The following is a 12,699-nucleotide window of genomic DNA, read 5'->3' as shown; positions in this document are numbered from 1 at the left end:
TAGAAAAGGGTGATTCGTTTGATCTCATCTCCTTATGAAAAGTATAAACAGTCTTCGGTGCAGACCTCTACGCCAGGGCAGCTCATTATTATGTTATATGACGGTGCTATTCGCTTTGTAAAGGCAGGTCTGGAAGGGATATCATCTAATGATATTGCTAAAGCAAACATAAACCTGGGCAAAGCACAAAGTATTATTAGTGAGTTAATGTCTACTTTAAACTACTCGTATGATATTTCCAAAAATTTATATGCTTTATATGAGTATATGAACTATTTATTGATTCAAACGAATATCAAGAAAAAGATTGAGTCAGGTGAAGAAGTGCTGGGTTATCTGCAAGAATTACGTGAAACTTGGATTGCAGTGAACAAGCTAACGGCAGGTATGTCATTGTCAACGGAACAGTAAGCTATGATCAATGAAGTTTTATCCCAATTGGAGCAACTAACCCAACAATTCATACTTCGACTGAATGAGACAAATTACGAGGAAGTTGAGATTTTTGTCGAAGTTCGTCAAATGAAGGTGGATCAATTGGTAAATGCCTTGGAAAATTCACCGATGACAGAAGAACAAAAAATGAAGTTAGAGTCTATTCTAAGCTATGATGCGTTAATTGATCAGCGTATGCAATCGTTAAAACAGGAAGCCCAAAATTGGCTTGTTCAAAGAAATATAGCCAAATCGCAACGCAATGCTTATGAATCTAACTATACGCCTGATAGCTTTCTGATGGATCGTAGAAAATAAATTCTAGAAGCTCTCGTCTAACACGCTTTATTATGTGGACGAGAGCTTCTTCAACAATTAAATAGTTTCTAAATAAAGAAAAGAACCCTCAAAAGCAAAAAGATCTATCAATTTATCGTTTCAGACTCTAAAATGTAGTTTAAAACATGATTAGTAAGTCTGCTCTAGTTCAAGTTCTGAAGATCAAGGAACAAAGTTGTTGACTATTTACCCATTGTATTATATATGGAATAACTATACATGAAAACATTATCAATTCCAATTGACAATGGATAACTTTGGGTGGTATAGTCAAAAATGTGGGCGAGAGCTTCACTTCATTTGATGACGAAGGGAATGTTAGTGCATGCAAGGTAAAGTAAAATGGTTTAACGCAGAAAAAGGTTATGGTTTCATCGAAACGGCTGACGGCGGCGACGTATTTGTACATTTTTCCGCAATTCAAACAGAAGGCTTCAAAACACTTGAAGAAGGACAAGACGTGGAGTTCGACATCGTCGAAGGCGCACGTGGACCACAAGCCGCTAACGTAACCAAATTATAATCATCCCCGGCATAGCCGACCTACATAATTGGTAAGATGGTTAGCAATGGATAACGCGCTAGCAACTGCCCTGGAATATATTCCAGGGCTTTTTTATGTTTTCTACATACATAAAAGAGCCCCTTACACGGTGGTAAGGGGCTCAACATAACAGAACCTTTACTCTAGAGAACCGTCAAAGTCAGCCATCTCCACAAAAATGGTATTGGAGGAGGCAGATTGTTTCTCTACGCGTCCGTCTGGATAACGGAATTGATAGCGCAGGATGGCCTGGGCGATCAAGTACGCGCGGAGTGCAGATTCGATATCGAAGGAGAAGACGATGACGGCTTTATGGTCAGGATCAAGCTGGCCTAACGGGATACCTTGGAGCAGATTAGGATGCGGAATTGGCACAGAGTTCACGGTGACGGTTCTCAGTACAAGGAAATCTTCGGCTGAGAATGGTGCTGTGAGCAATAGCTCCTCCAGCGGAGTGTTGCCGATGTTTTCCACCTGGACGGTGAATGACAGGGTATCTTCTTGCCCGACACGCAGAGCGCTGGAGCTAAGTGTAAGTTTAGGAATGGCTGCAATGACGGCCACGCCTACAGTGTTGGTTTGAGCGGTTTCCTGCAGGGTCTCTCCACCACTACGACGCGAGGTATATTCGATGGTGGCCTGGTTGCTAAATGTACCATCTGCAGGTGCTTCACGGATTTGTGCCTGGAGCGTAAGGGTGAGCGTCTCTCCTGGTGCAATATCCGGGAGCGTAATACCAGTGCCAGGATTTGCGCCTGGCTGTGCTTTTTCTTGGATAGTCAGGCTGTTGGGTACATAAACAAGTCCATGCGGCAACGGGTCCGTGAACAACGGATACTGCGCCGAGATTCCCCCTTTATTTGTGATCTGAATGGTGAAGGTCAGTGTGTCTCCTACAGAGGCGTCATGGGTGTTCACCTGTTTCACTAATTCGAGCAGTGGGAATACCACTGGGATCGTCACGGTATTGGTAGTCAATGTGCCTGGTACGATTCTTCCTCCAGGCAATGTAAATGAGTAGGTAAAGGCAGCTTGATTTACGATGTAGCCAGATGGTGGTGTCTCGGATACGTTTACCTGATAAGTCAGGGTCAATGACTGACCAGGTTCCACAGAACCTAGACTAACTCCGACAGCAGGATCGGCTTCTGCCAACGATTGACCGTCCAGCTGGATGCTGCCAGGAATGTATATGGTTCCGGCAGGAATAAAATTCTGCAGAATAACTTCTGAAGTAATGTTGCCAAAGTTATGGAGCAGTACCGTGTAGGTCAGGGTTTCTCCTGCTAGGGCCTCCTTATTTTCTGTGGAGATGTTTGCGGAAAGCTGCGGATCGAAAACAGCTACAGTCACGGTATTGCTGGTGACCTCGCTCGCACCGCCACTATCAGCATACTGAAGTCGCACATTATTATTTAGACGTCCTCCGACCGGCAGAGATTGAACATTTACGGTGAAGGATACGTTAATTGTCTGTCCCGCCTGTAAGCTGCCGATAAAGAGTGGTTCACCCGGCTTGCTAGAGGCAGATGGAGAACCGTTAATTTTCAAGCTGTCCGGATTTATGATGGTGCCACTTGGTACGTAATCGGCTAATACGATGTCGGTAACGACGGAACCTCCATCATTAACAAGGGTCAGCTGATAAGGCACAGCATCACCCAATGCGACAGTAGATACCGTCGTGTGCAGCACAGCTGACAAGGCTCCTTGATCGGCAGCGGCTACTTTAACCGAGACGGAAGGCGAAGTGGTTTGCTGATCTAGGCTCCGTCCATCTGGTAACTGGTAGGAGTAAGTCAGCGAAGCTTGATTCTCTAGTAAGCCCGACTCAGGGACACGAACGACAAGTGCGGAGAAGACAGTAGTCGTTTTTTCTCCTGGTGCAATAGCGCCTAGCGTAATACCTTGTTCTGGACTGGCACCATATTGAGCAACTCTATTAACCGAAACAGAGCCGGGAACAAAGGAGAGATCTGGTGGCAATAAGTCAGCCAACAAGCCGAAGGCCCCAATATTTCCGGTGTTTTCCGCGATGATGGAATAGGTGACGCTTTGACCCGGATGTGCGATCTCTGTATTGGTTAATTTCGTAAGGTTCACTACAGGCTGGAGTATAGCAACCGTCACAGGATTGGATAAAATGGCACTCGATTCTTCACCATTTGTGAGCAACAAGCGGGCCTGGTTGGTACGCGGTCCCGGCTGTTCGGTAGCTGCGATACGGACTTCAAAGGATATAAGGGTCTTGGTATTCGCTTCTAATGAAGGCATCGGTATGCCATCACTAGGATCAATTCCAGCCACGGTAGACCCGTTAATCTGAACTGAGTCTGTAATAAACTCGATATCCTCTGGCAATGTATCCAGCAAACGGGCATTTTGCACGGTGTCCGCATCCTCGTTATGAATCACGAGTTCATACGTCAGGGTATTGCCAGTAGTGGCGAAAGGTGAGCTTACGCTTTTACTTAAGGTGATATCTAGCGGTGACACGGCAACCTCAACGATGTTGGATAAATGGAATCCGCTAGCCTCTCGGCCATCTGGAGCATTAAAGCGATAGCCTACCTCAGCCTGATCTACCAGTAGTACAGCTGTAGGGATGGAGGATACCAGCACTTGGAAAGTAACGGTTGCCGATTGTCCTGGTGCTATAGCTGGAGTCGGGATGCCGGAAACTGGGCTTGCACCAGGAGCAGCGATGCCGTTAATCGTCACTGTATTTGGAAGAAATACGGAGCCGTCTGGAATATTGTCACTTACCGTAGTTGAGGCAGCAATGTTTCCGGTGTTGGATACGACAATCGTGTAGGTGATGGTGTCACCTATGGTGGCATTGTTGGTGCTGCTTGTTTTGACTGCTGTCAGGATCGGCTGGAAGACTGGAATAGTCACCACATTAGATGTTGAGCTGCCGGTAAATGCCCCGCTGGTAAAGCTAACTGATGCCTGATTGGTTAATTGTGCAGGTGTAGGCAAGAAATCAACTCGAACCTGGAATGTAACGGTAGTAACGGCTCCAGGAATGAGTGTACCGATGGCAATACCGAATCCCGGATTTCCATCAGGGAAGGAGGTTCCGTTTATAGTAACACTGCCATTCACAAAGGAGCTTCCCGCCGCAATGATATCTGAAACCACTATATTATTGGCAGTACTGATTCCATTGTTGGAGACAGCCAAGGTATAGGTGATGATATCGCCGACAATGGCGTCTGTAGCTGCTGTTCCTTTGACAATGCTCACATCTGGCGAAGATACAGAGATACTAACTGTGTTGGATACAACTGATCCTGATACGGTTCTGCCATCCGGCGGTTGGAAAGTGAATGAGCCTGATGCTTGATCGACCAGTACCTGTGGATTAGGCAGAGCATTGATAACGGTTTGGAAAGTTACGGATACCGTTCCGCCCGGCAGCACAGATCCAACCGGGACGCCCGTTTCGATGGACACACCAGGTTGTGGACTGCCAGCGATACTGACACTGTTGGCAAGGAATGATGATCCGGCAGGGATATTATCACTGATCGTAAGGGCAGCTGCAATATTACCGTTATTCACAGCTGTAATCGTATAGGTTAGTGTATCGCCGACGGAGGCGTTAACAGTGCTCGATGCTTTAGTAAGTGTAATTAACGGCTGGAACACAGGGACGATGAGTGGATCGGAAAAGGCAGTGCCGGTGAACGTTCCGCTGGTAAATGTGACGGATGCAATATCCGTGAGCAGTGGTGGTTGCGGCAAGCTTTGGACAGAAGTTTGGAAACTCACGATAAATGTATTTCCAGGTGCGACGTTTCCAATGACAATTCCAGCAATGGGCGAGGCGTTAGGGAAAGGTACCCCGTCGATAAGGACACTACCCGGAACGAATGAAGTACCTGCTGGGATTGTATCGGTTACAACAGTATCTGTGACGGAATCCACACCGCTATTCGTAATACTCAGTGTATATCTGATCGTATCTCCAACTACAGCGGCTGCCAGACTGGATGTTTTAGTCACCTGAATATTAGGTGCAGACACAGCGACATTAACTGTATTGGATGTGACAGTACCGCTCAGCACTCTACCATCCGGTGGTGAGTACGTAAAGTTCACTTGCCCTTGGTCGGTCAGTATAGGCGGAGTTGGCAGAGACGAGACGATGGTTTGGAAACTTACTGTGATACTGCCTGAAGGGGCCAGTGATCCGAGTGTTATGCCTGTAACTGGCGAAGCTCCTGGCACCAGGATGCCGTTAACGACTACGCTGTTAGGTAATAGTTCAGAACCTACAGGAATGTTATCCGACAGAACAGGTAAAACGGCGATATTTCCAGTATTGGTTAACGTCAAGGTGTAGACCAATGTCGATCCGATCTGTGTGTTGATGGTATTAGCGGTTTTGGTCAGGCCGATGATCGGCTGATAAACGGGCAAGGTCACCGGATCGGATTGCGAAGACGAGGTCAACGCGCCTGAAGTAAAGCTGACAGTCGCTTGGTTGGTTATTTGCGGCGGCTGAGGCAGACTGGCAACGGAGACCTGGAATGTAACGGCTGCTGAGCCACCTACTGCAATGGTGCCTACAGGGATACCTGAGATTGGTGACGCAGCAGGCACAGATGTGCTATTCACGGTCACACTGCCGGGGACAAAGCTGGTGCCTGGCGGCAGTGGATCAGATACGACGGCATTCACGACTGGGCTGATTCCGTTATTCGTAGCGACCACGGTATAAGTAATGGTATCTCCGACTACGGCAACTGTGGCAGAGGCTGTCTTGATAACGTCCACATCCGGCGAAGAGACGGAGACGGTCACGGCCGGAGATACTGCACTTCCGGTCAGGACACGGCCATCAGGTGGCTGATAGCTGAAAGCAGCGGCCGCCTGATTGACCAGTGTACCTGACGCGGGCAGTGAGGTAATAACTGCCTGGAAGGTCAGTGCGACGGTCGTAGCGGCGCCTATAATACCTAAGGGAATCCCGACGGTTGGATCTGAGCCAGGTGCGGCCGTGCCGTTGATCACTACACTATTAGGGATAAAGGCAGCCCCGGCTGGAATCGGATCAGTAAGGACGGTATCGGCGCCAATGTTCCCAGAGTTAGTAACAGAGAATGTGTAGGTCACAGTATCTCCAACCGTAGCTCTTCCCGTTCCTGCACTTTTTGATACAGTGACGATGGGTTGGTACACAGGGATGGTAACGGGATTAGATACAGAAAATCCATTAAATGCACCCGAAGTAAAGCTGACGGTCGCTTCATTAGTAATGGACGCTGGTGACGGCAACGATTGTACGCTAAGCAAGAAGCGAATAGTGGCTCCGCCACCAGCTCCAAGCGTCCCGACAGGAATACCATTTTGCGGGTTGGCCGTAACAGCAGGAGTACCATTGATTGTAACGCTGCCTGGTACAAAGACGGTTCCGAAAGGAATGGTGTCTGTGACGATTACGCCAGTAACAGGATCGAGTCCGTTATTGAACGCAGTTATGACGTAGGGAACCGAATCACCTACGACAGCGACTGCCACATCAGCAGCCTTCGTGACTGTAACATTCGGTGATGAGATCGGAATGGATACGGGCAAGGCTGCACCGCTGCCGGTCAATGTTCGTCCATCCGGCAGTTGGAACGTGTAGTTCACAGTGGCTTGGTTGGTTAGTATAGAGCCAGGTGGTACCGATATGACCACGGCGCTAAATGAGACGGTTACCGTCGCACCTGGGGCGACCGAGCCGATATTAATGCCTGTAATCGGGTCTGCCCCGGGAATAGGCGCACCGTTGACCAACACGCTATTTTGATTCAGGCTAAGCGAGCTGGATAACAGATCAAGCACGACTGTCTCTGCGGGCGCATTGCCTGTATTCGTGACAGTGATGACAAAACCAAGCGTATTCCCTACGGTTGCACGATCTGCGCTCAGAGTATTGGTCACATTCAAAATCGGCTGAAATACAGGCAGGCTGACTTGATTCGAGACGGATTGGCCTGCGAAAGCCCCCGAATTAAAGGAGACCGTTGCCTGATCCGTTGACAAACCTGATGCTGGCAAGGAAGTTACTGTGGCCTGGAAGGAGACCGTTGCCGAGCTGGCAGAAGGGACAGTGCCCACGGACACGCCCGTGGCAATGTTGGCTCCCGGTATAGTGACACCGTTGACTTGTACGGAGTTAGGTACAAAAGTAGTGCCGTCGGCAATCGGGTCGATAAAGACCGTTCCTGTCACAGGTGTGATGCCATTGTTTGCTGCGGTAATGGTGTACGTTATGGTGTCTCCAAAGGCTACAGACGTCTGATTGACTGTTTTGGTCACGGTCACATCTGGATTGGATACAGGAATAAACACCGGATTGGATTGGACGCTTCCATTTAATGTTCGACCGTCTGGAGGCTGGAAAGTGAATGTGGCTGAACCTTGATTTAACAGCCCCAAGCCTGTAGGGACAGCATTAATGACCACTTGAAAGGTTAAAGCGACAGAGGCTCCCGCTGCAATATTTCCAACCACCACACCCGTTTGGGGGTTAGCCCCGGCAACAGGTAAACCATTTACAGTGACGCTGTTGGGTATAAAGGAGGAACCTGATGGAATGGCATCGGTAAAGGTAGCTGTTGCTGCTAAATTACCTGTATTTTGGGCGGTCAGTGTATAGACTACGGTATCGCCTACGGTTGCTTGACTCATATTAGCAGTTTTAACGAGATTGATAATAGGTTGGTAAACGGGAACGACAACGGTGTTGGAGAGTGAGGTGAAATTCAGTGTGCCGCTGGTAAAAGAAACCGTGGCCTGATCACTAAGCTGGGGTGGCTCAGGCAGGATGTTAACAGATACGGAAAAGGTGACCGTTGCTGACGCCCCAGCAGCGATAGAACCGATTGGAATCCCTGTCAAGGGGCTGGCTGACGGCAGCGTTGTTCCATTTACGATAACGGAGCCAGGAACAAAAGAGGAGCCTGTCGGAATGGTATCAGTCACGCGGACATCTGTTACGATTTCGATCCCACTATTGGTAGCTGTAATAGTATAGGTTATCGTATCACCAGGAACGGCATCAGTTGCCGAGGTGCTTTTACTGACCTGCACATTGGGCGATGAAACAGGAATTGTGACGATATTGGACGAAACATTGCCGTTAACAATCCGGCCATCGGGCGGTTGAAAGGAAAAGCTGATATTCGCCTGGTCGGTGAGTTGGGGAGGTAAAGGCACGGAAGTAATCACCACCTGAAAAGTTGTTTGAGTTGTGGCTCCTGGTGCAATGGAGCCAATAGACAGACCTGTTGCGGGACTGGCACCCGGAGCAGGAGTACCGTTAACGACCACACTGTTCGGCACCAGTGCCGAGCCTGTGGGGATATTGTCTGTTAATGTGGCAGCAGCAGCAATGTTTCCATTGTTGGTCACTGCCACAGAATACGTTACGATATCGCCAACCGTTGCCCGTATGGGATCAGCAATTTTACTTACAGTTAGCACTGGAGCATTGACGGCTACTGTCACCGGATTAGATACTGAAACACCTGAAAAAGCGCCGCTGGTATAGCTGACACGCGCTTGATTGGTGAGCTGCGGTGGGCTCGGCAATGGAGAGGATACCGTGACCCTGAACGTGATCGTCGCCCCTCCTCCTGGGGCAATGCTCCCAACCGGGATACCTAATGCCGGATCTCCGTTAGCCACTGCGATGCCATTCAGTGTTACGCTGCCCGCAGTGAATTGGGAGCCAGGCGGGATCGGATCGGAAACGACCACATTGTTCACTGCCTGGATACCGTTGTTGAGTACTGTCAGCGTGTATAACACTGAATCGCCTGGAATGGTAGTGGAACGGTCTGCGGTCTTTGAAATGGACACATTTGGCGCAGACACAGGAATGGATAACACGTTGGATGATGAGCTATCTGTTCGCACCCGCCCATCAGGCAGCGTAAAGGAAATGGCGGCGTTGGCCTGGTCTGTCAGCACAGATGGCGTTGGAAGAGTGGTCACTACAGTTTGAAATGTCAGTGTGATCGGGCTTTGCGGTGACACGGTTCCGATAAAAATACCTGCTGCTGGACTGGCTCCCGGCTGACTAACACCATTGATTACCACGCTGTTCTCTATAAAAGTAGACCCGGAAGGAATAGCATCAGTCAGCGTGACAGAAGCATTATAGTTGCCGCTATTTGTGACCGACAAGGTATACAAAATCGTGTCGCCAATCGTAGCTGCTGTTGTACTTGCAGATTTGGCGACGCTGATACGCGGCTGATAAACGGGCACAGCAACCGTATTCGTCTGGGAGGTTCCGGTAAAGGTGCCACTGGTAAAACTGACACTGGCCGTGTTTTGCAGTGGCTGTACGGACGGGACGGCATTGACCAGCACGGCATAGGACACTAGAACAGATGCGCCTGCGCTGATGTTGCCGACAGGAATACCGCTTCTGGGGTCAGCCGTGCTCACAGGTGAACCGCCAACGGTTACGCTCCCGGGTACAAATGACACACTACTAGGGAGCGGATCGGTAATCACGGCGTTGGTGATGGGATCAATTCCGTTATTAACGGCATTTACACTGTAGGTTAGCGTTTCGCCTACACTAACGGATGTGAATCCGGCAGACTTGGTTACTGCTACGTTGGGGAGCGATATGGATACGGAAACGATATTTGAAAGAAGTGTGCCCGACAGGGTTCTCCCGTCTTGCAATTGATAGGAATACTGGAGCTGTCCCTGATCGTTTAATCCACCTCCGGGTGGGAGAGAGTCTACTGTGGTGCGAAACGAGACTGTAATTTGTACTCCAGGATTCACTGTGCCTACTGGAATTCCGGTATTGGGGTTGGCCCCCGGAACCGAAGATCCGCCAACAATGACGCTCCCTGGAATAAAGGTGGAGCCTGCCGGTACAGTTTCCGTTAAGGTCGTATTTAACACGGCTGTACCGGTGTTGGCGATGAGAAATGAATAAGTAATCGTTCCACCGACGCTGGCACGGTTGGAGCTTGCGCTTTTAGTAATCGTTGGCGCTGCAATCACGACAGGTATAGCTACAAGATTGGACAACGATGATCCGGTAAAGGCACCGGAGGTAAAGCTGACAGTTGCGCGATTGTTGATTTGCGAGGGAGAAGGCAATGAATTAATGGCTGCTCGAAAAACAACTGTTACCGATGCGCCTGGAGCCAAAGTGCCAATTGGAATCCCGTTTACAGGCGAAGCTGTCGTAGCTGGTGTTCCGTTTACAGTGACGCTGCCGGGTACGAAGGCAACTCCGCTAGGTAGCGGATCAGTCACCACGACATTGGTTACATTTGCAATGCCGTTGTTTGTGGCGGTTATCGTAAACTGAATGGTTTCTCCAACAGCAGCAGCCGCTAAGGAAGAGGCTTTGGTCACGGTCACATTCGGCGAGGATACAGGAATGGTGAGCGTGTTGGATGTGCCGTTTCCATTCAATACACGTCCGTCAGGTGGCGTAAAGGTGTATGTGTAAGTCGCCTGATCTGTCAAGTTGCCAGAGGCAGGAACAGCATTGACGAGGGTCTGGAAGGTCACCGGTATAGTAGACCCCGTATTAATCGTTCCTACTGAAAAGCCAGCAGCAGGATTGGCAGCAGGCACGGAAGAACCGCCAATGGTCACACTGCCCGGAACAAAGGATGAGCCCGCCGGGATGCTCTCTGTAAAGTTGAGATTCGCAGCAATGCTACCCGTGTTGGATATTTGAAACGTGTACGTAATGGTGTCTCCTACTGTAGCAGCCGATGTATTGGCACTTTTAACAATCCCAATAACGGGTTGATAGATCGGTGTACTCGCAGTATTGGACGGAACGCTACCAGAGATGACAGGCCCGCCAGGCACGGTTTGAAAGGAAAAGGCTGCCGATGCCTGATTGCCTAGCTGCGCATTGGCTGGCAACGAGGTGACTATTGCTCGGAATGTAATGGTTACCGTGGAAGAAGGAGCTACGCTGCCCACTGTAATACCTGTTGCAGGATTGGCTGTGGGCTGGGCAGTGCCTGCGACAATAACGCTGCCGGGTACAAAGGTAGCTCCGGCTGGGATGATATCGGTAAGTACTGTGTTAGACGCGCTGACAAGCCCCGTATTTGAAATGTTAACCGTGTAAGTAACTGTATCGCCAATAACCAACCCCGTAGAGCTAGCAGTTTTGGTTAGGGTCACCAGCGGAGCATTGATATCAATTTGAATGGCATTGGCATTAACGGTATAAATATCGCCATTAGTGGTTAGTTGAAGGACACCGCTGGTTTGACTGTTTAGCAGTGTGGAGGAGATATCGACGTTGGTAATGTCCCAGCCTTGCCGTCCCCCCGTGACCTGCGTCCCAGGTGTCCCATTCACCGCATTAGTGGTACCGAAGGTCCCCGTCGTGACCAATGTGCCGTCATCCCCGTTAATTTGCGACGCAAAAAAATTAGTCGAAAAATTGTTGGGCCCAGACAGCGCAGTTAAGCTGGATGTGGTAGGTCCAAATAACGCACGATCCCCGGTGATATCCACGTCACCCTCTTGGGCGCTAATTAACGCCCTGCCGCGCAAAGTCCCCTGTACAGGCGTGGCAAACCCGCTCACTACCACGTTGACCGAGCCAGTAGCGCTGCTAACCCCTTCACCGCCTACACGCAGCGATAGGTTACGGAAGGGGAGAGACGGGTTATTGTATACCACTGCCAGTGTCCATCCAGCGTGGTTGGTGTTGGTAGAATCGGGGACCGTGATGGTGCCCGTTACATTTCCGACCGTGTATGCCCCTGCGCCGCCTTGAATGACCAAATTTGTTACATTTGCGGTTCTCACATAGGTACTGAGACTGGTGACGTTGACCGATGTTGCAGATTCAGGGCTGACTGTAGTAGATAAAGCAGGCGTCTGAAATGTGATCGGATTGCTGGCGCTGGACAATACATTGGTACTGCCGTTGGCATAGCTTCCTCCCCAAATAAGCTCAGCATATAGCACTGTACTGCCCGCAGGGAGCACAAGGAATGCCGTCGATGAGTTACTGGCAAAAGCAGAAGTCGTGCCAAATGGATATGTGCCGAAGCGAGAGGATGTATTGGTTGTGATGAAAGCACCAATGCTGGTCGCTGTACCCGGCACCCCTACCGAAGTAGAACGTGCCAGCCCGAGTGTATTTCCTATAAAGGTAATAGCCCCGGTCTGGTTCGTTGCATAACGCTGAATAAAAGCCATGGATTAACTTCCTACTTTCCATCTCTTCCTAATTAGTTGTCTTAGGGGGTTTCGTAGAGGAAGAGCCAGCTGGGCTGGGTGTAATGATCCTTTCGTATAAATTGCCTGCATGATAATCAGGTCTTGCATACGGCATAAGTTCCTATACCTGATTCAGCTTGATATGG

Annotated in this window: 4 protein-coding genes; 3 read left to right on the top strand and 1 reads right to left on the bottom strand. The window is 49.5% G+C overall.

Going from position 1 to position 12,699, the window contains the following annotated elements; translation table 11 throughout:
- The first annotated feature begins 18 nt into the window (after nucleotides 1-18).
- The 3 genes from fliS to ACUC6J_RS22310 all read left to right on the top strand — a co-directional run bounded on the left by fliS (nucleotide 19) and on the right by ACUC6J_RS22310 (nucleotide 1,297).
- Nucleotides 19-411, top strand: a complete 393-nt coding sequence (gene fliS / locus ACUC6J_RS22320; protein WP_447249433.1) for a flagellar export chaperone FliS — start codon at nucleotides 19-21, stop codon at nucleotides 409-411.
- Between the two features lie 3 nt (nucleotides 412-414).
- A complete protein-coding gene (locus ACUC6J_RS22315; RefSeq protein WP_016822931.1) occupies nucleotides 415-753 on the top strand; it encodes a hypothetical protein in 339 nt (112 codons plus the stop codon).
- A gap of 346 nt (nucleotides 754-1,099) precedes the next feature.
- The gene (locus ACUC6J_RS22310) at nucleotides 1,100-1,297 is read left to right on the top strand and encodes a cold shock domain-containing protein (RefSeq protein ID WP_013373372.1); all 198 of its coding nucleotides are present in this window, start codon (nucleotides 1,100-1,102) and stop codon (nucleotides 1,295-1,297) included.
- 159 nt (nucleotides 1,298-1,456) lie between these two features.
- On the opposite strand, the gene ACUC6J_RS22305 is transcribed toward ACUC6J_RS22310, so the two are convergent.
- Nucleotides 1,457-12,532: a DUF7507 domain-containing protein gene (locus ACUC6J_RS22305; protein WP_447249432.1), complete on the bottom strand. Its 11,076-nt coding sequence runs from the start codon at nucleotides 12,530-12,532 to the stop codon at nucleotides 1,457-1,459.
- Nucleotides 12,533-12,699: the final 167 nt, after the last annotated feature.

Source organism: Paenibacillus sp. JJ1683, assembly GCF_053006485.1.
The sequence above is the reverse complement of the archived record's forward strand: the minus strand, read 5'-3'. Positions and strand labels throughout refer to the sequence as shown.